Source organism: Rhizobium bangladeshense (assembly GCF_017357245.1).
Taxonomy (GTDB): domain Bacteria; phylum Pseudomonadota; class Alphaproteobacteria; order Rhizobiales; family Rhizobiaceae; genus Rhizobium; species Rhizobium bangladeshense.
The window spans coordinates 1-21,818 of record NZ_CP071613.1 but is presented as its reverse complement, the minus strand read 5'-3'; the positions used below and the strand labels follow the sequence as shown (position 1 = coordinate 21,818).

Sequence of the window (21,818 nt, the reverse complement as noted above, 5' to 3'; positions counted from 1 at the left end):
TCTCAGCCTTCCCCATAGGGCATGGTCATCAGCTGACCGAGCTCGGGCCGCACCCGATCATCACCGCAAAGCCTCAGGCAGGCCCAGGCGGTTGCGAGATTGCTGGTCACCACCGGCTTGCCGGCCTCGCCTTCGATGCGGGCGGCGACCTGTGCGGCGCGCAGAGCCGTGCAGGAAATAAACAGCGCATCGGACTGCGGCGCCAGCGCCTCACGCGCGAAGGCCGCGATCTCATCCGGCGCGATCCGCGCCATCTCGCGGTCGTCGCTGAGGCCGAGGCAGGTAAAGCGGTCGATCGCAAAGCCGAGATCCGCGAAATATTCCGCCATCGGCCGGCTGGTCTCGATCGTATAAGGCGTCAGCACCGAAATCCGGCGGGCGCCGAGCGCCTTCAGGCCCTTCACCGCCGCCGCCGTCGGCGTCACCACTGAAACACCCGGCTTGGTCGCATGGATCGCCGCCTCGATATTGCGGTCGCCAATGACGACCGAAGCGGAGGTGCAGGAATAGATGATCGCATCCAGCGCTTCATCCGGCAGAATGAGCCCTGCGCCTTGCGTCAGCGACGGCTGCATCTTCAGGAGATTTTCCGGCGTCACCGGGTTGGCGTAGTGGATGCGGCTGACATAGACGCCGATCCGGTCGCTGGCGACCATACGCCGGAAGTCCACCTCCGTCGTATGGTCGGTCGACAGAATGACGAGGCCGATGCGCTTTTCCAGCGGCCGTTCGTCAAGTCGTGGCAGTCGGCCGGCGGGAATGATCTCGATTCCTGCGGTCATATCAATCATCCATCCTAGCATAGCGTTCCTCGAGCCTGCGCAATCCGACGACCGAGACCAGGCTGATGACGAGGAAGAAGATGCCGACGAGCGTCATCGGTTCGATATAGCGATAGTTGCTGTTGGCGATGCTTTTGGCCTGGTTCATCAACTCGAGCACGGTGATCGCCGATAGCAGCGGCGTTTCCTTGAACATGGCGATGAAATAATTGGCGAGCGCCGGGATCATCGGCGGGATCGCCTGCGGCAAGATTACGTGGATCCAAGCCTGGCGCGTCGTCAGATTGGTGGCCTTGGCCGCTTCCCATTGTCCGCGCGAGACGTTCTCGATGCCGGCGCGATAGACCTCCGCCGTATAGGTCGCGTAGTGAATGCCGATGCCGATGACACCGGCGGTGAGCGGTGACAGCCGGATGCCGATATCGGGCAGCACGTAGAAGATGAAGTAGAGCTGTACCAGCAGCGGCGTCCCGCGAATGAATTCCGAGACGAAGCCGACCGCCCGGGAAATGGCGGCGACCGGGGATCGCCGCGCGATGGCGAGCGCCAGCCCGACGACCATGGCGACCGCAGCGCCGAGGATGGTGGCAAGAATGGTGATCTTAAACCCTTCGAGAAGGGTCGGCATGATCTGCCAGACGAAATCCCAATCCCATTCCATATGATCAGGTCCTCATGCCGTCGAGGCCGCGTGTCATCCGCCGCTCCAGCAGGCGCATCGCCGCCGAAATGGCGGAGGCCATGAGGAAATAGAGGATGAGGATCGCCGCAAAAGGCACGAGCGTATTGCCCGTCTGCGCCCGCACCACCTGCGCCTGGAAGGTCATGTCCGTCAGCGAGATCAGCGACACGACGGCCGTGCCCTTCAAGAGCTCGATCGCGTTGTTGCAGAAGGTCGGCAGCATCAGCGGCAGCGCCTGCGGCAGGATGACGTGGCGCATGCGCTGGTAGCGCGACAGGTTGAGCGCGATGCAGGCTTCCGACTGTTCGCGCCCGACCGCCTTGACGGCGCCACGCACCACTTCCGCTCCGTAAGCGCCGACATTCAGACCGAGAGCCAGCACGCCCGCCTGCAGCGGCGTCAACGTCAATCCCGCGAAGGGCAGCACGAAATAGACCCAGAAGAGCTGGACGAAGATCGAGGTGCCGCGAAAGAATTCGATATAGGCGGTCGCCAGAGCCCGGAGGGCAAAGAAGCGCGACAGGCGGCCGAGGCCGGCCAGGAAGGCCATGACGAGTGCCAGCGCCGAGCCCATGATCGTTAGCTCGAGCGTCACCAGGGCGCCCTGAAGAATCAGCGTCAGATAGCCGGACCACACCGACATCGGCAACTCACTTCTCTATGGATCGTGCGAGAGGCGAACCGGCCATGGTGGAACGCATGGCCGGCTGTTCACACCAAGTTACTTGGCTGCGGCGCAGAGCTTTTCGCGGCTCGTCGACATCGCCGCCTTGGCCGAGAAGCCATAGGGCTCGATGATCTTGGCGAATTCGCCCGATTCCTTTAGCTTCTTCAGCTCGACGTCGAAGGCGTCACGCAGCGCGACATCCTGCTTGCGGAAAGCGGCGCCGTCGCAATAGACCGGCGCATTGACGACGGGGGCGACGGTTTCGAGATTCGGATCCTTCGCCTTCGCGATCAGATCGTGGATCGACAGGACCGGCAGCGAATAGACGTCGATGCGGCCGTCCTGCAGCATCTTGATGCCGCTCTGCCCATCCGGAACCACGATAACGCGGTCACGCGGCACGCCGGCTTCCAGCGCCAGCTTCTCTTCCGTGCCGCCGCCCGGCGCGCCGATCTTGGCGTTCGGATTGTCGGCGATATCCTTGTAGCTCGTCAGCTTCAGCGGATTGCCCTTCTTGAGAGCAAAGGCTTCGGCGTCGCAGAGGATCGGTTCGGAATAGGCAACGGCATTGCAGCGTTCCGGCTTCATGAAGAGGCCTGCCGTAATCGCGTCGTGTCGGCCGGCCTGCAGGCCGGGAATCATCGCCCCGTATTCCGAGATCGAGGCGACCACTTCCTTGACTCCGAGCTTTTCGAAGATTACCCGCGCCACATCGGGCGCGGCACCCGAAACCTTGCCGTCGGCGCCGACGGCCGTGAACGGCGGCTCGTTGGCGATGGCGATGCGGGCAAAGCCCTGTTCCTTCAACTGCTCGAGCTTGTCGTCGGCGGCGTAAGCCTGCCCGCCGGCCGTCACCAGCAGCACCGACAGGCTGACGGCGCTCAAAAGGTATCCTGCTTTCATCGTTCCCAACTCCTCTGGCTTTCCTTGCGCTCTGTTTTGCGGGCAATCTCTGACGTCAGACGCGGTGCCCTGCCGCGATGATCTTGCGCAGGAAGATCTGCGTCCTCTCCTGCGTCGGGTTGCGGAAAATATCGCCGGGCCTGCCTTCCTCGACTATCTTGCCGCGATCGAAGAACAGCACGCGGTCGGCAAAGTCATGTGCGAAGCCCATTTCGTGGGTGACGAGAAGCATCGTCATGTCAGTCTCGGAGGCGAGGCGGCGCATGACGTTCAGCACCTCCTCGACCAGCTCCGGGTCGAGTGCCGAGGTCACCTCGTCGAACAGCATGATCTTCGGCGACAGCGCCAGCGCCCTGGCAATGGCGACGCGCTGCTTCTGCCCGCCGGAAAGCTGCGCCGGCACGCTTTTCGCCTTGTCGGCAAGGCCGACCATATCCAGAAGCTCCATCGCCCGCTTCTCGGCCTGCGGCCGCTTAATGCCCTTGGTCAGCATCGGCGCGAGCGTGACGTTGTCGAGGACGCATTTATGCGGGAACAGGTTGAAGTGCTGGAAGACCATGCCGATCTTTTCCCGCATGCGATGCAGGTGCCGCTCATCGGCCGCCACCAGCCCGCTGCCACCAGGCATGTGGTAGAGCTGCTCGCCGTCGACCTCGATGTGGCCGCCGCTGATCGTCTCCAGCGTCATCAGGATGCGCAGGATCGTCGTCTTGCCGGAGCCGGACGGCCCGATCAGCGCCAATTTCTCGCCCGGCATGACATTCATCGACAGGCCGTCGAGCACGGTCAGCGGACCGTATCTCTTGACGATGTTGTCGATGCGAATGATGGGCGCAGGCATTCATGTCTCTCCTTGTTGAGACAAGCAATGACCTAACGATGACGGCCTACGAAAATCATGTCAATTCGTAAAATAATATCATGACAATTATTCTGCACCTGCCGACAAATGCGGCGGCAGCGTCAAATCGCAAGCAGCAGTTCCTCCGGATTTCCCTGCGCCAGCGAGGCAACGATCCCGAGTCCTGTCCGCAGTTCGCCTTCCGTCGTCGAGCCGAGCGAGATGCGCACCGCCGGCGTCCAGCCGTGATCGGTGGTGTGGAAGGATTTGCCCGGCGCGATCGCCACGCCGCGCAGCCTTGCCTGCGACACGAAACCATCCTCTGTATGGCTGCCGGACAGCGGCAGCCATACATGCAGGCTTTGCGGGTGCGTTCGATAGGACAGGCCGGCCAGCATCTCCGCCGCGATCGCGTGGCGTCCGACAAGGGCGCGGCGCTGCCAGTTGACGAGTTCCATCGCCGTGCCGTCGCTGACCCAGCGGCTGGCGATCTCGGCCATGGCAGGTGTGGCCATCCAGCTGGAAACGAGATGCCGGTTGGCGACGGCGGCGACATAGCGGTCGGGCGCAACGAGATAGCCGATCCTTAGGCCGGGAACGGTGATCTTCGTGAAGCTCGTGACATAGAGCGTGCGCTCCGGCGCGAAGGCGGCCATCGGCGGCGGGCGGTCCTCGACCATAGGCCCGAGAATATCGTTTTCGATGATCGCTATGTCATGCTTGGCTGCCACGGCGGCGAGCGCCTGCCGGCGCTCGGCACTCATCAGCGCCGCCATCGGATTGATCACGGAAGGCTGCAGGAAAATAGCCCGGATCGGCCCTGTCCGGCAGGCCTCGTCAAGCGCCTCGGGGATCATACCTTCCTCGTCAATCGCCAGCCCCTGAAGGTGCAGGCCGAGATAGCTGGAGAGCGGCACTAGCGTGTGATGGCTGATCGCCTCGGTCGCTAAGGTCGAACCGGGTGGGGCGACACTCATCAGCGCCACTGTCATGCCCGAGGTCGCCCCGTTCGTCACGCTGATGTTCAGCGGCGACGCCTCGAGCCCGCAGCGCGCCAGCCATTCGGTGGCGACGACGCGGTGACGCGGGAACACCATATTCGGCCGGAATGACAGGGCCGAGCTGGAAGGCAGGTTTTCGGAAAGCCAGCCGAAGGCCTGGCGCATTTTTTCCAGATGGATCTGCTCGCAGACCGGCTTCAGGATCGACAGATCGATCACCTCGCCCAGCCGTTCCGGCAGATAAGGCGGTTCCGGCTCGCGCGGCCGCGTCTGCACGAAGCTGCCGCGCCCGATCTCGCCCGATATCAGCCCCCGGCGGTTCAACTCGTCATAGGCGCGGCTCACAGTCTGCACGGAAAGATGCAGATCATCCGCCAGCTTGCGATGCGGCGGCAATTGCGTGCCATCGGAGAGCTTGCCGTCGGTAATCGCGTTGGCGATCTGCTCGGCGAGCGAGAGATAGGCAGGCCGGCGGAGTTGCGAGGGATCGGGGCGCCAATTTGTCATGATTTAACACTGATGAAAATCAGTTCAATTGACAATGCCAAAATGCGCTTCCATTGTCTTTTCACCGCGTTTGAAATGATTTCTTTCAGAAAGCACCATGAAGCTCGACGCCATAGACCTGCGCATTCTCGACGCCGTCCAGCGCGACGGCCGCATCACCAAGCTGGCGCTCGCCGAAAAGGCCGGGCTGTCGCCGACGCCGTGCTGGATGCGGTTGCGCAAGCTTGAAAAGGCGGGGATCATTACCGGCTACCATGCCCGGATCGCCCCGCGGCGCATCGCCCCGGTCGCCAGCGTGATGATGGAACTGACACTCGCCAATCATCGCCAGGCTGATTTCGAACGCTTCGAGCGCGCTGTTGTTGCAACCCCCGAGATCGTCGCCTGCTGGTCGGTCGGCGGCGGCGTCGATTATATTCTGAAGATTTTGGCTGCCGATATCGATGCCTATCAGCGGCTCGTCGACGGGCTTCTCGACCGTGAGCTCGGCATCGACCGCTACTTCACTTACATCGTCACAAAAACGGTAAAGGAGGACACCGTCCTTCCGGTTTCTTCCTTCGCCGCCCCCGGCGAAGAACAGAGCGCCTCGTAGACATTCTCTCCAGCAGGCGGCCGTCCTTTAGACCGTCTGTCTGTTTCGACCATCGGCAATGGACAATCTCTCGCCCGCTCTCGTGGAAGACTTGCGTCAACGCCACGAGGAGATTGGACATGACCGCCGTTTTTGCCCGCGCCGCCTATCATGATGCGTTGTCGCGGTTCGCCGACCGTCATCTCCTGCGCGATCTCGCCTATGTCGGCGGGCGCTGGATTGCCGGAGAGACAGGCAAGAGTTTCGCCGTGACCGATCCGGCCTCATCGGCAAGGCTGGCCTGGGTTGCAAGCCTCGGTGCGGAGGAGACGGCAATGGCGATCGATGCGGCATCAGGGGCCTTTGCGGAGTGGCGCGCGATGCTGCCGCAGCACCGCGCAGCGATCCTGCGGAGATGGCACGCGCTGATGCTCGCCGCGAAAGAAGATCTGGCGCTGATCATGACGCTCGAACAGGGCAAGCCGCTTGCCGAAGCGCGTGGTGAGATCGACTACGCCGCCTCCTTCATCGAGTGGTATGCCGAAGAAGGCAAACGCCTGAACGTCGAAAGCGTCACCAGCCATCTGGCGGGTGCGGAAATGATCGTCCGGCGCGAGCCGCTCGGAGTTATCGGCGTCGTTACGCCGTGGAATTTCCCTTCTGCCATGCTCACCCGCAAGGCGGCCGCAGCACTTGCCGCCGGCTGCACGGTCGTCGCCCACCCCTCCTCGGAAACACCGCTTTCGGCCCTCGCGCTTGCCGAGCTCGGCGAGAGGGCCGGCATTCCCGCCGGCGTCTTCAATGTGGTGACCGGCCATGCCGCGACGATCGTCGGACAGATGTGCAGCGACAGCCGTCTGCGCGCCATGAGCTTTACTGGTTCGACCGAGGTGGGCCGTCTGATCGCCGCCCAATGCGCGCCGACCATGAAACGGCTGGTAATGGAGCTCGGCGGCCACGCTCCACTGATTGTCTTCGACGATGCCGATATCGAAAAAGCAGTCGATATTGCCATCGACGCCAAATTTGCCACATCGGGCCAGGATTGCCTTGCCGCCAACCGCATCTTCGTCCAGCGGCGCATCTCCGATGCCTTCGCCAAGGCTTTTGCCGCTCGCATCGGCGAGCTGAAGGTCGGCGCAGGGATCGAGGGTGGAAGCGAGATCGGGCCGCTCATGCATGAACGCGCCGTTGGCAAGGTCGAGGACCAGGTCGCCGACGCCTTGGCGCGTGGCGCGCGGCTCGTTGTCGGCGGCAGCCGCCATGAGGCCGGCCCGCTCTTTTATCAGCCGACGCTTTTGACGGATGTGCCAGCGGATGCTCTGATCATGCGCGAGGAGACCTTCGGGCCTGTGGCGGCGCTTGCCACCTTCGGCACGGAAGAAGAGGTCGTCGGCCGTGCCAACGATACCGAATATGGCCTCGTTGCTTATGTCGTCACCGAGAATGGCGCGCGCCAGATGCGCCTCGGCCGCGCGCTGGAATATGGCATGGTGGCGATCAATCGCGTGAAGATCACCGGTGGCCCCATCCCATTCGGCGGCTGGAAGCAGTCCGGTCTCGGCCGTGAAGGCTCACGTCACGGGCTCGAGGCTTTCACCGAGCTCAAATATCTCTGCATCGACACTGCCGCCTGAGCGCCCGTTTCAAAAGAGGATAGGACATGCTCGACAAAAGCAACGAACTCACCGCCTGGGACCGCGACCACTTTTTTCATCCCTCGACCCACATGGGCACGCACGCCCGCGGTGAGACACCGACGCGCGTCGTCGCCGGGGGCGAAGGCGTCTACATCACAGACACGAGCGGCCGCAAAAGCCTCGACGCCTTTGCCGGACTTTATTGCGTCAATGTCGGCTACGGCCGCCAGGAGATCGCTGACGCTATTGCGGAACAGGCGAAGAACCTCGCCTATTACCATGCCTATGTCGGCCACGGCACGGAAGCGTCGATTACGCTTGCGAAAATGATTATCGACCGCGCACCCGCCGGCATGAGCCGCGTCTATTTCGGCCTCTCCGGCTCGGACGCCAACGAGACCAACATCAAGCTGATCTGGTACTTCAACAACATTCTCGGCCGGCCGGAAAAGAAGAAGATCATCTCGCGCTGGCGCGGTTATCACGGCTCCGGCGTCATGACCGGCAGCCTCACCGGTCTTGCGCTTTTTCACAATGCCTTCGATCTGCCGCGCGCCCCGATCCTCCACACCGAAGCGCCCTATTATTTCCGCCGGCCCGATCGGTCGATGAGTGAGGAGCAATTCTCGCAATATTGCGCCGACAGACTGGAGGAGATGATTCTAACCGAGGGGCCAGATACCATCGCCGCCTTCGTTGGCGAACCGATCCTCGGCACCGGCGGCATCGTTCCGCCCCCTAAAGGCTATTGGCAGAAAATCCAGGCAGTGCTCGACAAATACGACGTCCTGCTTCTCGCCGACGAGGTCGTCACCGGCTTCGGCCGTCTGGGCACGATGTTCGGTTCGGATCACTACGGCATGAAGCCGGACCTGATCACCATCGCCAAAGGCCTCACCTCAGCCTATGCTCCGCTTTCCGGCACTATCGTCTCGACCAAGATGTGGCAGGTGCTGGTGCAGGGCTCCGATCAGCTTGGCGCAATCGGTCATGGCTGGACCTATTCCGCCCACCCGATCTGCGCCGCCGCGGGCATCGCCAATCTGGAACTGATCGACGAACTCGGCATCGTCGAAAATGCCGGCAAGACCGGCAGTTATTTCCGGTCGCAACTGCAAGAGGCGGTTGGCAGCCATCGCAACGTCGGCGAAGTCCGCGGTGATGGGCTGATGGCGGCAATCGAATTCGTCGAGGACAGGGACGACCGAAAATTCTTCGATGCCGGCCGCAAAATCGGTCCGCAGGTCGCTTCCGCCCTTCTCGACCGCGGCGTCATCGGCCGCGCCATGCCGCAGGGCGATATTCTCGGCTTCGCTCCACCGCTCTGCCTCACCCGCGAAGAAGCAGACGTCGTCGTCAAGGCGGCAGCGGACGCCATTAAAAGTGTTTTCAAAACCATCTGAGGAGAAGAGCCGCATGACGATCCCGGAAAAGATGGCGGCGGTATTGCTCACCGGCCATGGCGGCTTGGAAAAGCTCGTCTACGACAGGGACGTCCCGGTCCCGAAGCCAGCGCAGGGCGAGGTGCTGATCCGTGTCACGGCCTGCGGCATGAACAATACCGATGTCTGGGTGCGCGAAGGAGCCTACGGTACAGAGGACGACCCTTCCGCTGTCTCCACCTGGCGCAGGCAAGGCAATACGCTGACATTCCCTCGCATCCAGGGCACCGATACCGTCGGCCATATCGTCGGCGTCGGCGCGGGCGTTGAGCCCGGACGCATCGGCGAACGCGTCATGGTCGACTTCTCGATCTATAATCGCGACGACGACAGTCTTGCCGACATCGATTACATGGGCCACGGGCGGGATGGGGGCTACGCCGAATATATGGCTCTTCCGGCCGAGAATGCCCATGTCGTGGCGACCGATCTGAGCGAGGTCGAGCTCGCCACCTTCTGCTGCGCCTATCTCACAGGCGAACGGATGCTGGAGCGGGCAAGGCTTGTCGCCGGCGAGCGCGTTCTCGTCACCGGCGCCTCGGGCGGCGTCGGTTCAGCGATCATCCAGCTCGCCCGCGCTCGCGGCGCCATCCCGATCGCGGTCGCAGGTCCCGGCAAGGAGGCGGCAATGATCGATGTAGGCGCGGAAGCGGTTGTGACCCGGGGCAAGGGCGATCTTGTCGAAGCCGTCCATTCCGCAGGTCGTGGCCAGCCGATCGACGTCGTCGCCGATCTGGTCGGCGGACCGCTGTTCAACGATCTTCTGAAGGTTCTGCGTCCGGAAGGCCGCTATACCACGGCCGGGGCCATCGCCGGCCCCGTCGTCCAGCTGGATCTGCGGACCATGTATCTGAAGCAGCTCGAGCTGCACGGATCGAGCCAGGGGAGCCGCGCCGATTTCCGCCGGCTCATCGGCTATATCGAGAGCCGCAAAATCCGACCTCTCGTCGGCGGCGTTTATCCGCTGTCGGATTTCCACCGGGCACAGACCGAATTCATGGCGAAGAATTTCGTAGGCAAACTGGTCGTTGTACCCGACGAGGGATGATTTCCCTCGCGCCGCCAGCGAACCTTATTCGGCTTGCGGCGTTTCACGGCCATGAAAGACCGTTTCGATTGTCTCAGGCCCTCGTTGCGCCGGATGATGGGAGCCTTTCCTGCAGTCATGAATGAGGCGCAGCGATCCGTCGCGCAGCAAGGCCGCTGATGCCAGTTTCCAATACAACGAGATACCCCACCTCTGCTGAACTCGTCAGAATTCGCCGCGCTGCCGCCGTCGCTCGGCTTATGGATACCGCGGTCAGGTTGCCTTTCGGCGTAAGAATCGGCGCAGACTCGGTTCTCGGCCTCATCCCGGCCGTCGGCGACGTTGCCGGTTCCCTTATCGGCCTTTTCATCATCGACGAAGCGAGGCGTCTCGGCCTTCCCGCCCATAAGCTCGCCCGCATGGCGGTCAATCTCGGCGTCGACGCCGCCTGCGGCACGGTTCCGCTGGTCGGCGATCTGTTCGACGTCTATTTCAAGTCTCACCGCCGGAACGTCGGCATCATCCTCGAGCATTTCGGCATCAGCGAGGACGAGCTGAACCGGCATATCTGACGAGCCGGCCGCCCTAACAATAACCGGGCTAAAGCTCAGTCAGGGCGCCCGCCGTCTTGACTGCGTGATCAAGAACAAATTGCAGCTTGGCGGCATGGCCGAAACCCGGCTCATCCGGCTCCCCTTTTTGCACGGCGTTTGCAAACCGCTCAAAATTGGTGATGACCGGCTCAACCTCGATCTTGCGCCAGATCGCCTTGTCGGCATCGGCGCCTTCACAGACCCTGAGTGTCGAACCTTCAGGCGTATGCACCACCTCCAGTGCGCCCTTGTCGCCATGCAAGCGCAGGCGCAGTTCGTTCAGATGGCCGGTCGCCCAGCGCGTTGCATGGATGACGCCAGCCGCACCATTTTCGAGTTCGGCCATCATCAGGAAGCTGTCATTTGCGTCGAGGTCATATTCCCCGATCCGATTCCCCGGGCTCTTGTCGAAAACCTTAAGATGCGATGCCGCCGCCTTGACGTCGCTTCCTGCCGCAAAGACCGCGAAGTCGAGAATGTGAATACCGACATCGCCCAGCACGCCATTGGAGCCATGCTTTGTCGACAGCCGCCAAAGCCATTGCGACTCTTTGGTCCAGTCGCCCCAGGCCTTGGACACCAACCAACTTTGGAGATAGGACGCTTCGAAGTGGCGGATCGCGCCGAGACGCCCGTCCAGTACCATTCTTCGCGCTGCCTGCAGCGGCGCCACATTACGATAGGTAAGGTTTACCATCGTGACCTTGCCGGAGGCCGCCGCGGCGTCGGCCATCTCTTTGGCCTCGCGGTAGTTGACCGCCAGTGGCTTCTCGCAGAGCACATGCTTGCCAGCGCCGAGTATCTTCATTGTTGTGGAATAATGCGCGCGATCCGGCGTGACATTGGTGACAGCGTCAAACTCCCCCCAAGCAAGGGCGTCATCGAGCGATGTGAAAGTGAGCGGGATACCATGCCTGAGCGCGAAGGCCCGCAGCCGGACCTCGTCCGTATCGACGGCAGCGACAATTTTGACGCCGGCGATTTCCGAGAAATTCATGGCGTGGGTATTTGCCCATCCTCCGGTTCCGAGAATGATCAAGCGCATTTCTGTCCTCATGGTCTTTGTCGAATTCAGCGGTAACCGGCTTCGCCGGCCTGGTGCAGTCTCGGGCCGCGTTCGGCGATCGGCTCCAGTGCCTTTTCTACCGGCACATTTGGAGCGTCGGTAATGCCGGTCAACGCGCCCTCAGGGTTATAGGCCCACTTGACGCCATTGATCAGCACCTTCTGGATGGTGGCGTCGTGATAGGTCGGATAGGTCTCGTGGCCGGGACGGAAATAGAAGATGTTGCCGGCGCCGCGGCGCCAGGTCAGGCCCGAGCGGAACACCTCCCCGCCCTGGAACCAGGAGATGAACACCGTTTCGAGCGGCTCCGGCACTGAGAACTGCTCGCCATACATTTCCTCGTTCTCGAGCTCGAAATGCTCGCCGATGCCGGCGGCGATCGGATGGCGCGGGTTGATCGTCCACAGCCGCTCGCGCTCGCCCGCCTCACGCCATTTCAGCGCACAGGGCGTGCCCATCAGCCGCTTGAAGATCTTGGAGAAATGGCCGGAATGCAGCACGAGAAGGCCCATGCCTTCCCAGACGCGCTTGGCGACGCGCTCGACGACGGCATCGGAGACCGCGCCGTGATCCTTGTGGCCCCACCAGGTCAGCACATCGGTTTGCGCAAGACGGGCCTCGCTCAGCCCGTGTTCCGGCTCCTGCAGCGTCGCCGTCGTCGCCGAGATGCCGGGATCCTTATTCAGCGCATTCGCGATCGTCGTATGCATGCCCTCGGGATAGATGCCCCGGACGATCGCATTGGTATTCTCGTGAATATTCTCTCCCCACACAACGGTGCGTATGGTCATGTCGTTTTCTCCTTATATTAGAAGCGGATCGAGCCTGGGAAAGACATCGATGCTTGGAAGATCAAGCAGCCCGCATGGATTCACGTTCGAGCGCCCGGCCGGACCGGTCGAAACGGTGGATGTGGCCGGCAAGTGGCGCCAGGCCAAGTGTCTGGCCCGGCTCATGACGGGAGACACCGGCTTCCCGCACGACAAGCGGCTCATCGGCCCCGATATCCAAGTAAACGAAGCTATCGGAGCCGAGGATTTCCGAATGGATGACCGTGCCGCTCCAAACCGGCGACTCGGCTGTGATGCAAACATGCTCCGCACGTACACCGATCGTATGGCTGTCATAGGGCTGTGCCAGCCCGCCAGACAGAAAGTTCATTTTTGGCGAACCGATGAAGCCGGCGACGAAGACCGAATTCGGGCTTTCGTAAAGCTCCAGCGGGGTGCCGATCTGTTCGACGACGCCGTCCCTCAACACGCAGATCCGGTCGGCCAGCGTCATTGCCTCGACCTGATCATGCGTCACATAGATCATCGTCGTGCCGTGCATGCTGCGATGAAGCTTGGCGATCTCAAGCCGCGTCGCGACGCGAAGCGCCGCATCGAGATTGGACAGCGGCTCGTCGAAAAGAAAGACCTTGGGATCGCGTACGATCGCCCGGCCGATGGCGACGCGCTGACGCTGTCCGCCGGAAAGCTGTCGCGGCAGGCGGTCCAGGTAGGATGAGAGCTGCAGCATGCCGGCGGCCTGTTCGACGCGTTGGCGGCATTCGTCTCTGTTGCTCCCGGAAAGTTTCATGCCGAAAGCCATGTTGTCGAACACCGTCATATGCGGGTAGAGCGCGTAGGACTGGAACACCATGGCGATCCCTCGCTTAGAGGGCGCGTGCCGGTTCACGGTCTCGTTGTCGAAGGAAAGGGTTCCCGAGCTAATGTCCTCGAGGCCGGAGATCAGCCGCAGCAGCGTGGACTTGCCGCATCCCGAAGGCCCGACGAACACCATGAACTCGCCTCGGCGGATGTCCATCGTTACGCCCTTGATCACCTCGAAGGCGCCGAAGCTCTTGCGGATATTTTCCAATCGGATTTCTGCCATGTCCTACTCCTTCAACCCTTCACGCCGCCGGCGGTCAGCCCCGAGATGATCCGGCGCTGGAATATCAAAACAAGCACGACAACCGGCACGGTGACGATCACCGAAGCCGCCATGATGTTGCCCCAGGGGATTTCGAATTCGCTGTTGCCCGAAAGCAGGGCGATGGCGACCGGGACAGTTCGCTGCGTATCGGAGGATGTGAACGTCAGCGCAAAAAGAAACTCGTTCCAGGCTGTGATGAAGGCGAGCAGTCCGGTCGTCACCAGCGCCGGCCACATCAACGGCATGAACACCTGGGTGACAATTACCCATGGCGATGCACCATCGACGATCGCCGCCTCCTCGATTTCGATCGGCAACTCCCGCATGAAGGTCGTCAACACCCAGACCGTGAACGGCAGCGTGAAGATCATGTAGGAAAAGATCAGCGCGAAGGGCGTGTTGAAGATGCCGATCCAGCGAATGAGTTCGAACAGTCCCGCAAGCACGGCAATCTGGGGAAACATCGAGACCGAGAGGATGGTCAGCATCAACAACGCCCGTCCGCGGAAGTGCACCCGGGCCAAAGCGAACGAAGCGGTAATCGAAAGCAACAGCGAAGCTGAGACCACGACGCAGGCGATCATCGCGGAATTCGCAAGACTGCGGACGAAGCCGCCCTGGCCCATCACGGAAGCATAGTTGCGGAAAAAGATCGAGGTCGGCCAGTAATCGACTTTGAAAAGGGCCGTCCCAGTCTTCAGGCTCGTGAGGATCGCGTAATAGAACGGAAATACCGCAATGATGACGATGATCGTGACGAGCAGGTAGAAGAGCGTATTCTTGGTGAGCGAAAGCAGCATCAGCGTTCCTCCCCGCCGAGCCTGACGCGGCCGAGCCAGATATAAAGGATGGTGACGGAAGCGATGATGAGGAAAAGCACCGTCGACGCGGTAGCGCCATAGGCGAACTTGTCGAAGTCGAACAGGTTCTCGCGCGCCATGACCGACATGGTCTTCGTCTGCGCATTGTTGGGCGTCAGTACATAGATCAGGTCGAAGATGCGCATCGCATCCAGCATCCGGAAGATCACGGCAACCATGATGGCAGGCCGGATCAGCGGCAGCGTCAGACGCCAGAAGACCTTGATCGGATTGACGCCATCAATTTTGGCCGCTTCGTAGATGTCTCCCGGAACCATCTGCAGCCCGGCAAGGATCAGAAGCGCCATGAAGGGTGTCGTTTTCCAGACGTCAACGATCAGCACGGCGATCATCGCCGTTTCCGGATTGGCGGTCCAGGCGATCTTCTCGCTGATCAGGCCCAAGCCGAGCAGAACATCGTTGAGAATGCCGAACTGGTCGTTGAGCATCCAGGCCCACATCTTGGCCGATACGATGGTCGGGATCGCCCAAGGGATAAGGATTGCGGCCCGAACGATTCCCCGCCCGACGAACTGCGCGTTCAGCACCAGCGCGACGATCAAGCCGAGCATGGTTTCGATCGCGACCGAAAGGAGAGTGAATTTAGCCGTGTTCCAGACGGCATTCCACCAGACTGGGTCGGCGAGCAGCCCGCGATAGACGGTCTTTCCGCTCTTCAGTGTCACCCACGACAGATAATTGGCGAAGCCGACGAATTGCGCATTGCCAAGGTCGTTGAGTGACGCATTGGTAAAGCTGAAATAAATCGTTCTGAAGAGCGGCCAGCCGGCGACGATTGCCAGGATCAACAGTGTCGGCGCGAGGAACACCCAGGCCGATCGGATGCGCTCAGATCGCAGTTCCGTAGAGGCTCTGAGGTTGGAAACCCTGGGTTCAACTGCTTGTGGAACTACGATTTCAGTCATGAAAAGCCTATCCCCTGTTCAGCCGCGCGGAGACTGGACCGACGACCTGAAGGGCCGCCGGTCCCGATACTCACCAGGCGTCGCCCTTGAGGGTCGTCAGGTCGGCTTCGAGAAGCTCGAGGTTTTCGGCGGCTGAGCCGCTGCCGGACAGTGTGTTATGCACTGCCGTCCAGAACTTCGAGGAAACTTCGTTGTACTTTACCTTGGCTGTCGCCGAAGGACGCGGCACCGCGTCCTGGAAGATGGGCTTCCAGTTCGGCATGAAGGGTTGTGCGGCTGCAACATCCTTGTCGTCATAAAGGTCGGTCAGTGTCGGCAGATTGGACAGCTCAATGGCACGGGCCTTTTGAACGTCCTTCGACGTCAGGAATTTTACGAGGGCGATCGCTGCTTCCTGCTTTTCGGAATATTTCGAAACCGCCAGGTTCCAGCCGCCGAGCGTCGAGGACGGCTTGTCGCCGGCGGCCGCAACCGGCAGCGTCATCACGTCGAACCTGCCCTTCACGGCGCTGTCGGCGCCATTGCCGAGGGAATAGGCATAGGGCCAGTTGCGCATGAAGACAGCGTTGCCGGTCTGCCAGACACCACGCGATTCTTCTTCCTGATAGGCGAGCACGCCGGGCGGCGAGATCGTGCCGATCCATCCCTTGGCGCGTTCAAGCGCTGCCGCTGCCTTCTCGTTGTTGATCGAGATCATTCCGTCGGGCTCGACGATCTGGCCGCCGCCCGACGACTTCACCCATTCCAGCGCGTTGCAGGTAAGCCCTTCGTAGGAATTGCCCTGGAAGACGTAGCCCCAGACATCCTTCTGTCCGGTCTGCCGTTCCTTATCCTGGATCTCCTTGGCGGTTGCGGCCATCTCGTCCCAGGTCTTCGGCGGCTGCTTGCCATATTTCTCAAGCAGGTCCTTTCGGTAAAACAGCGCCGGCGCATCGGTAAACAACGGCAGCGCCACGAGGCGGCCACCGACAGTCTGCGAGGCTATGATGGACGGGAAAAACTGGTCGACCACGTCCTTGGTGGACTCCTTGAGATCGATGAACTGGTCGGCGAGCTGTGGCGCCCAGATGACGTCGGTCTGATAGACGTCGATGTCCTTGTTTCCGGCCGCAAGCCATAAGCGATATTGGGAGAACTGCTCGCTGCTTGACGATGGCATGGTGACGAGCTTGACCTGATTGCCGGTGTTCTTCTCAAAAATTGCGAGCTGCTTGTTCAGGAATTCGACGTTTTTCCCCGTGGTATTGGCGGCAAACGAAATTTCAGCGGCATGGACCTGGCCGGCAGCGATAGCGACGCCAAGCGCGGATATAGCCAGAGCAAACTTATTCATAATCTCCTCCCAGAAATTGAAATCGATTTGGCAAACGGACCATTACAGAAGCCATTTGCGGCGTCAAGACACCAAATCAGCTCTTTAGAGTTGCAGGTGAATGACGGGAATTGATCCTGGGACCACGCTTAAGGCGTGATTTTCAGCTCTGTAGCTCAAATTTAAAAGTAAAAAATTTAAATCGTTTTCAATTTGCATCGAATTGGCACTTGCCCGTTGCGTATCGCCAACGCATCGTCCATTGATTTCCCGGACAAAGAAGACACCGATGAAACTTCGTGAATTTGCAAAGCAGCTAGGGCTTTCTCCGACAACGGTCAGCCGTGCACTCAGCGGCTATCCGGAGGTGAGCGAAGCCACGCGCGCACGGGTTGCTAGCGAAGCAATGCGGCTCGGCTATCGTCCCGATATCAATGCCGTGCGCCTAAAGACCGGACGAGCCGGAGCGATAGGCGTTATGATGGGACGTTCGGGAGAAATTCATTTCGCTGAATTCGTGTCTGGGATGGCGCAGCGCCTGGAAACGGCCGATACGGATATTCTCATCACACCTATTACCGCACACAATGATGACGACGAGATCCAGGCCTATCGACGCCTGGTCGAAAGCCGCCGGGTGGATGCAGTGATCATTCATTCGCCACGCCCCAGGGACCCACGGATCGAGATGCTGAACAGCCTCGGCGTGCCTTTCCTGGTCCACGGCCGCTCCGAGACCGAGCACGTTCATGCCTGGCTCGACATCGACAATGAAGGTGCCGTGCGCCGAGCCACCGAACACCTGCTCGATCTCGGGCACCGCCGCGTTGCCATGATCAATGGCCTGAGGGGCAAGACCTATTCGATCCATCGCGAGCAGGGATTTCGCATAGCCCATCAGGAGCGTGGGCTCACCGCCGATCCCAACCTGATGGTCTGCGATAAATTCTCCGACGAGAGCGGCTTTCGCCATGCCCGCTCTTTTCTCGAGAGTACGAATGCACCAACCGCCATCGTTGCCGGTTCCACCATGACAGCGCTTGGTGTCTACCGCGCCGTTCGTTCGCTTGGGATGACGGTGGGACAGGACGTTTCCGTTATCGCCCACGACGACGTCTTCCCTTATCTGACGGCCGAAAACATGGTGCCGTCGCTCTCGACCACGCGATCCTCCATGCGTGCGGCGGGAACGCGCTGCGCTGAGCTAACGCTCCAGCTTATCGCTGGGCGGGCCGCAGACGAGATCCACGAATTGTGGCCGGTCGAGCTGATCCTGCGGGAAAGCACCACAGCGCCGCGCTGACCAAGTAGCCCATTGACGCCTGTCGTAGCGACCACTTCCTGAGCCGAAGCCATTCGCCAAGCCGCCAGTTGGAACAACATTTCCGGATGCTGCAGCCACACCACTGCCGTCGACCCATCAGCCGGCATAGCGTCTTGGCCCACCATTGGCCCGCACAAGCGCCATCAGCATCGGGCCGATCGCGAACTCGCCCTTTTCGGTCCTGCGAGTCAAATCGCGGAGATAACCACCGGGCGAATTGATATGCCCTCCCCTTTCCAGGATGCAGGCGATGACTGTCGCAGCGTTCTCCGGTCCCATGCCCACACAAGCTTCCTCGTAGGCCGAAGGACTGATGCCGAGCATCGAGCGCACAATGACGGCGGCCGACATCAGGTCTCGCCAGCTGCCGATCGTTCCGCCCGGCCCATAGTCTACGATTCCAGGGCAAGCCTGGAGGACGAGGCCGAGCGGGAAAGATTTCAGGCTATTGCCGGCCGGCGAAGCGGTCCTGCCCGCAGCCTTGCTGCCCATTCCTGTAGACGTCCTCGCCTGCTCACGTCTTGCCTCGCCAAGCGGCCCGGCATTCGGATCTTTGTCGAGCACTGCCTTTTCGCCCTGCTTCGTTTCGAAGCTCGGTTCAAGTTCAGATGTGGAGTCGGGATTTGAATTCTGTTTGTGACGCTCAATTTGAGACTCATTGCCGTCGATTTTTTCTGTTTTAATATGTCTTTCCAGCAGGTTGACAGCTTCGTCGCGCAACAACCCCATCTCATCGAGCAGTGCCGTCAGCTCCTCGACGCTTGCCACACGTGGAATCCTGGCGACAAGTGCGCGAAACATCATCGTCATCTGCTCCCAGTCGCCGGGAACCGCTTCGTCGATGGCTGCCGAAATCAGCTTGGAGATATCCCGCCGACAGATCGTCAGGCGCTCCCTGGTCGCCCTCAGCAACTCTCGGTCGGCGACGGCTTGGGCTGCCAGGCTTTCGATTTCAACCGCACGTGCGAGCAGCGGAGCGACGCTGAAGCCGAAGGCCTCGCCAATCGCTCCTTCCCTGTCGCGGCGCGCATAGCGCTTTCCGTTCGGGCTGTCCTTGCGCAGGATCAAGCCGGCCTCGACCAGCGCGGCAAGATGCCGCCTAAGCGTCGCCGGCGTCATTCCGCGCGCGCGAAGCGAAAGCTGCGCGTTCGAGGGAAAGACGATGAGGCCGTTTTCCTCGGAAATTTCGTCATTGGGGTAGAAGGTCAGAAGCGCATCGAGCACCGTCAGCGCTCGATCGGTCACGCCGAGTGCCGGCCGCGCCTCGCAAATTGCCCTGAACAATTTCCACTTGCTGCGTCTCATCCCCGGCTCGATTGTCTCGGCCCGTTGCTGGTTCGCCAGCATGCCGAGCGTCATCGGCCGCCGCCCAAAGGGCGTCGTCACATATCCACTCTCCATTGCCTTCACCTTCGTTCAGGCAAAAGAAAACCATCCACCAATTTGGTGCCTAAGACGCTTGACTGTGATTCGTGGAAATGCGATTCTCGATGTGCTTAGGATCTGAGAAGGGCTTCCACGACGGCGTCGTTGGGGGCCTTTTTCTTTTGCGCGCTACGCTCCTCTGTGCTTGTTGAACTCCTGAAACAGCCCCTGCAGCCGTTCCTGGACGAATTGATCGAAGCCGGGTGCGCTCTTGCTGTCGAAGACGAAGGTGGCACCAGAGGCCGTTTTCTTGACTGTCACCGGCACGCCGTCGACCTCGGATTTGACGATTGTCGGCTTCTGTGCCGCGGCCTTCTTCGTTGCCAGGACAAACGCCCGGTGAAACCGCTCATCGCTCGAAATTTTGCGCGTGTCGTCCGCGGACAACTCCGCAATGATCTTGTCGACATCCGCATTTTCCAGCTGCTCGCCAAATTCCAGCCATCGCCGCCTGCCGATCTCAGGTGCCGCGCCGATGGCGTTGATGAGCGTCAAGGGAACCTGCCGTATGACGATCAGCATCCTCGACAGCGCCGCCTTGTCGACGCTTAGCGCCGCCATGATGACGTCGCGGCCGAAGCCGCGTTCCTCGAGCCGCGACGCAAAGAGCGCGCGCTCGATATAGGAGAGATTGGTCCGGGCGCTGTTTTCCTGCCCCTGGCTGACGACAAGCTGGCCGTCAGTCAGATCGCGGACGACCGCGCGCACCTTGACGCCGATCTCTCTCGTCGCCGCCAGGCGGCGATGGCCATAGGCGACCTGATAGCGGCCTTTGGCTTCCGGATGCGGACGCACGAGGATCGGGACTTGCTGCCCATGCTCGCGGATCTGCTCGACCAGCTCGGCGAGTTCAGCCGCGTCGATCGCCAGGCGATCGCTGACGAAGGAAGCGTCGATCAGTCCGGGATCGAGCTCGACGATCATCTGGCCAGCAGCAAGCTGCCGTTCCAGTTCGCTGGCGCGTTCCATCTTTTCAGTGATGTTGCCGAGCGTCTTGGTGATGCCGCCAACCGGTCCGCCGCTGCGCTCCTGCGGCACGAAGCCGGCAATCGGACGAGTGTCGCGCGGCGCGACCGCTTCCACCCGTGCCGGGCTCGGTGCGGAAACTTCGATGAGGTTCTTGCGCGCCATCTTATCTCCTTCCCCAAGTGGAGCGAATATGCGCTTCGATCTCACCATTGACGAGGTTCAGCGACTCAAGCGCCCGATCATAGGTTCCACGTGTGAACTGCGACCGCTCGACTTCGTAGAGTGTCTGCTTGGTCACGCCGGCGTCGGCGACCGCCGTCGACTTCACCATCGCGTTGTGCAGCATGCGATTGCCGAAGATCGCCCGCATGAAGCCGGTCATCTGACTTTGCGGGCCGTCGTTCGGTTCGAACCGCGTTACAAGATAGCGCATCCAGTCGTAGCTGGTGCGCCCCCCGGCCTTCTCCACAACCGTCATCAATTCGCTTGTCATGGTCAGGAACTGCGACATCGACATGACATCTAGCATCTGCGGATGAACCGTGATTAGGACCGAAGTCGCCGCGCAGAGCGCCGACATCGTAAGGAAGCCAAGCTGCGGCGGGCAGTCGATGACCACTACGTCATAGAGGCTTTCGATGTCGGTCAAGACCTCGCCGATACGGGCGAAGAACATCGTCTCCGCCGTGCCCGAAGCCATCGCCTTCGGAGTCTCGTGCTCGAATTCCATCAGCTCGAGATTTCCGGGAATGAGATGCAGGTTCGGCGTGTAGGTGGCGCGCACGATGTCGGCTATGGGGCGCGGATCGTCATAGCGGATCGCGCCATAGATCGTTTCGCCTTCACCGACGTCGAACTCCGGCTGGTGGCCGAACAGCGCGGACAAGGACGCCTGGGGGTCGAGGTCGACGGCGAGCACACGATAGCCCCGGAGCGCCATGAATTGCGCGAGATGGGCCGCGGTCGTGGTCTTGCCCGAGCCGCCCTTGAAATTCATCACGGAGACGATCTGCAGCTTCTCGCCCGGCCTGCGGGCCGGCACATATTTCGGCGTGCCATTACGCTCGTCGAGGACGCGGCGGATCCGGTCCATGTCGGTTGCACTATAGAGTCGGCGTCCATTTGCCAGCGGATCCGGGCCATGGCCGTCTGCCGCCACCTGCCTGAGATAGCCTTCGCCGATGCCGATGAAAGCTGCGGCTTCCGCAGGCGAGAAGGTCCTGATCGTCTTCTGGGAAAGCGGGGGAAAGATTTTTGCCTGATGCTGCTGGAGTTGATAGGACAACTCCTTCGCATCTGTTGCCAGAAGCGACGGGAGATGCTCTTGATCGTCTTGGAGAGCAAGACTCGGCTGCAT

General features: G+C 61.1%; 21 protein-coding genes. 6 read left to right on the top strand and 15 right to left on the bottom strand.

What is annotated here, in order from left to right:
- Nucleotides 1-2: 2 nt before the first annotated feature.
- From eutA to ehuR, 6 genes are all read right to left on the bottom strand, one after another.
- Nucleotides 3-782 carry an ectoine utilization protein EutA gene (gene eutA / locus J2J98_RS21060; RefSeq protein WP_064709522.1) on the bottom strand — a complete coding sequence of 260 codons (780 nt, stop codon included), beginning with the start codon at nucleotides 780-782 and terminating at the stop codon, nucleotides 3-5.
- 1 nt (nucleotide 783) lies between these two features.
- Nucleotides 784-1,443 (bottom strand): ectoine/hydroxyectoine ABC transporter permease subunit EhuD, encoded by a 660-nt coding sequence (gene ehuD, locus J2J98_RS21055; RefSeq protein ID WP_207603352.1) that lies wholly within the window; start codon nucleotides 1,441-1,443, stop codon nucleotides 784-786.
- A 4-nt stretch (nucleotides 1,444-1,447) separates the two neighbouring features.
- The gene (gene ehuC / locus J2J98_RS21050) at nucleotides 1,448-2,107 is read right to left on the bottom strand and encodes an ectoine/hydroxyectoine ABC transporter permease subunit EhuC (protein WP_207603351.1); all 660 of its coding nucleotides are present in this window, start codon (nucleotides 2,105-2,107) and stop codon (nucleotides 1,448-1,450) included.
- 78 nt (nucleotides 2,108-2,185) lie between these two features.
- Complete coding sequence (gene ehuB / locus J2J98_RS21045) at nucleotides 2,186-3,034, bottom strand: ectoine/hydroxyectoine ABC transporter substrate-binding protein EhuB (protein WP_138396913.1); 849 nt, start codon at nucleotides 3,032-3,034, stop codon at nucleotides 2,186-2,188.
- 55 nt (nucleotides 3,035-3,089) lie between these two features.
- Nucleotides 3,090-3,875, bottom strand: a complete 786-nt coding sequence (ehuA, locus tag J2J98_RS21040) for an ectoine/hydroxyectoine ABC transporter ATP-binding protein EhuA (protein ID WP_138396912.1) — start codon at nucleotides 3,873-3,875, stop codon at nucleotides 3,090-3,092.
- Between the two features lie 122 nt (nucleotides 3,876-3,997).
- Nucleotides 3,998-5,383 carry a MocR-like ectoine utilization transcription factor EhuR gene (gene ehuR / locus J2J98_RS21035; RefSeq protein WP_138396911.1) on the bottom strand — a complete coding sequence of 462 codons (1,386 nt, stop codon included), beginning with the start codon at nucleotides 5,381-5,383 and terminating at the stop codon, nucleotides 3,998-4,000.
- A 97-nt stretch (nucleotides 5,384-5,480) separates the two neighbouring features.
- Here ehuR and J2J98_RS21030 point away from each other — a divergent pair, with 97 nt between their 5' ends.
- The 5 genes from J2J98_RS21030 to J2J98_RS21010 all read left to right on the top strand — a co-directional run bounded on the left by J2J98_RS21030 (nucleotide 5,481) and on the right by J2J98_RS21010 (nucleotide 10,638).
- A complete protein-coding gene (locus J2J98_RS21030; RefSeq protein WP_207603350.1) occupies nucleotides 5,481-5,978 on the top strand; it encodes an Lrp/AsnC family transcriptional regulator in 498 nt (165 codons plus the stop codon).
- Between the two features lie 119 nt (nucleotides 5,979-6,097).
- On the top strand, nucleotides 6,098-7,594 hold the full coding sequence (locus tag J2J98_RS21025) for an NAD-dependent succinate-semialdehyde dehydrogenase (RefSeq protein WP_207603349.1): 1,497 nt from the start codon (nucleotides 6,098-6,100) through the stop codon (nucleotides 7,592-7,594).
- 26 nt (nucleotides 7,595-7,620) lie between these two features.
- On the top strand, nucleotides 7,621-9,000 hold the full coding sequence (locus J2J98_RS21020; protein WP_064709529.1) for an aspartate aminotransferase family protein: 1,380 nt from the start codon (nucleotides 7,621-7,623) through the stop codon (nucleotides 8,998-9,000).
- 13 nt (nucleotides 9,001-9,013) lie between these two features.
- A complete protein-coding gene (locus J2J98_RS21015; protein WP_207603348.1) occupies nucleotides 9,014-10,087 on the top strand; it encodes an alcohol dehydrogenase family protein in 1,074 nt (357 codons plus the stop codon).
- A gap of 158 nt (nucleotides 10,088-10,245) precedes the next feature.
- A complete protein-coding gene (locus J2J98_RS21010) occupies nucleotides 10,246-10,638 on the top strand; it encodes a DUF4112 domain-containing protein (protein WP_138396907.1) in 393 nt (130 codons plus the stop codon).
- Nucleotides 10,639-10,666: 28 nt separating this feature from the next.
- Here the strand turns inward: J2J98_RS21010 and J2J98_RS21005 are convergent, their stop codons facing one another.
- From J2J98_RS21005 to J2J98_RS20980, 6 genes are all read right to left on the bottom strand, one after another.
- A complete protein-coding gene (locus J2J98_RS21005; protein ID WP_064709532.1) occupies nucleotides 10,667-11,704 on the bottom strand; it encodes a Gfo/Idh/MocA family protein in 1,038 nt (345 codons plus the stop codon).
- Nucleotides 11,705-11,730: 26 nt separating this feature from the next.
- Nucleotides 11,731-12,516 carry a ThuA domain-containing protein gene (locus J2J98_RS21000; RefSeq protein ID WP_207603347.1) on the bottom strand — a complete coding sequence of 262 codons (786 nt, stop codon included), beginning with the start codon at nucleotides 12,514-12,516 and terminating at the stop codon, nucleotides 11,731-11,733.
- A gap of 61 nt (nucleotides 12,517-12,577) precedes the next feature.
- Nucleotides 12,578-13,603 carry an ABC transporter ATP-binding protein gene (locus J2J98_RS20995; RefSeq protein ID WP_138396602.1) on the bottom strand — a complete coding sequence of 342 codons (1,026 nt, stop codon included), beginning with the start codon at nucleotides 13,601-13,603 and terminating at the stop codon, nucleotides 12,578-12,580.
- A gap of 11 nt (nucleotides 13,604-13,614) precedes the next feature.
- Nucleotides 13,615-14,445, bottom strand: a complete 831-nt coding sequence (locus J2J98_RS20990) for a carbohydrate ABC transporter permease (RefSeq protein WP_207603346.1) — start codon at nucleotides 14,443-14,445, stop codon at nucleotides 13,615-13,617.
- The gene (locus J2J98_RS20985; protein WP_138396604.1) at nucleotides 14,445-15,431 is read right to left on the bottom strand and encodes a carbohydrate ABC transporter permease; all 987 of its coding nucleotides are present in this window, start codon (nucleotides 15,429-15,431) and stop codon (nucleotides 14,445-14,447) included. The genes J2J98_RS20990 and J2J98_RS20985 overlap by 1 nt, the downstream gene beginning before the upstream one ends.
- Nucleotides 15,432-15,501: 70 nt before the next feature.
- Nucleotides 15,502-16,764, bottom strand: a complete 1,263-nt coding sequence (locus J2J98_RS20980) for an ABC transporter substrate-binding protein (protein ID WP_138396605.1) — start codon at nucleotides 16,762-16,764, stop codon at nucleotides 15,502-15,504.
- A gap of 268 nt (nucleotides 16,765-17,032) precedes the next feature.
- On the opposite strand from J2J98_RS20980, the gene J2J98_RS20975 reads away from it, so the two are divergent.
- The gene (locus J2J98_RS20975) at nucleotides 17,033-18,046 is read left to right on the top strand and encodes a substrate-binding domain-containing protein (protein ID WP_064709538.1); all 1,014 of its coding nucleotides are present in this window, start codon (nucleotides 17,033-17,035) and stop codon (nucleotides 18,044-18,046) included.
- A 117-nt stretch (nucleotides 18,047-18,163) separates the two neighbouring features.
- Here the strand turns inward: J2J98_RS20975 and repC are convergent, their stop codons facing one another.
- The 3 genes from repC to repA form a co-directional block, all read right to left on the bottom strand.
- On the bottom strand, nucleotides 18,164-19,468 hold the full coding sequence (gene repC / locus J2J98_RS20970; protein ID WP_207603345.1) for a plasmid replication protein RepC: 1,305 nt from the start codon (nucleotides 19,466-19,468) through the stop codon (nucleotides 18,164-18,166).
- A gap of 153 nt (nucleotides 19,469-19,621) precedes the next feature.
- The gene (gene repB / locus J2J98_RS20965; protein ID WP_207603344.1) at nucleotides 19,622-20,623 is read right to left on the bottom strand and encodes a plasmid partitioning protein RepB; all 1,002 of its coding nucleotides are present in this window, start codon (nucleotides 20,621-20,623) and stop codon (nucleotides 19,622-19,624) included.
- A 1-nt stretch (nucleotide 20,624) separates the two neighbouring features.
- Nucleotides 20,625-21,818, bottom strand: a complete 1,194-nt coding sequence (gene repA / locus J2J98_RS20960; protein WP_064709541.1) for a plasmid partitioning protein RepA — start codon at nucleotides 21,816-21,818, stop codon at nucleotides 20,625-20,627.